Annotated in this window: 1 protein-coding gene; it reads right to left on the minus strand. The window is 79.4% G+C overall.

The features are described from left to right. Positions 1 to 710: beta-ketoacyl synthase N-terminal-like domain-containing protein (locus tag KUM32_RS41140; protein ID WP_302185265.1), on the minus strand; the 710-nt coding region annotated here is incomplete at both ends.

Here is a 710-nt window from a genome sequence, read left to right on the forward strand (position 1 = left end):
GTGCTGGGCCAGGCCCAGCACCGGGGTCGCCGACGCCTGTGGGGCGCCGGTGGTCACGGTCAGGGCGGTGGCCGCGCCGCGCGTCTTGGCCCAGTCCTCGGCCGCCTGGGCGACGTGCGCGCCGCCGGTGGCCGGCAGGGACAGGTGCAGCACGCCGGGCGGGGTGCCCAGCGCGTCGAGCGCGGCGGCCAGGACGCGCTGGGCGGCGGCCGGGTTGCCGGGGACGGTGCGCCGCGAGCCGCCGGTGAGCAGGGCGTGCACGGTGGCGCCGCGCTCGGCGGCGCGCTCGGGTCGCTCCAGGTGCAGCAGGCAGGCGCCGGCCGCGTCCACGCCGGGCCCGGTGACGGTGCGGGCGGCGGCCGGCGGGCGGCCCTCGACGGCGCCGACCAGCACCGCGTCGGCCCGGTCGGCGGCCATCGCGCGGGCGCCGACCAGGGCCGATTCGAGCCCGGCGGTGAGCAGGTTGACCAGCGTGATGTTGAAGGCGCGCAGGCCGTGCGCGATGCCGAGCCGGCCGGCGGGGACGTTGACGGAGAAGTTGGGGCACTCGACGGGGCTGATCCCGGCGATGCCCTCGGCCAGCAGGGCCCGGTCGATGCGGTCGACGACGGCGTCGACGGCGAAGTTGGTGCCGAGCGCGACGCCGACCCGCTCGGGGGCGTGTTCCGTGGCGCCGGCGGCGGCCTCGTTGGCGTGGGCCAGGGTGAGCT

Source organism: Streptomyces sp. AC627_RSS907, assembly GCF_019049165.1.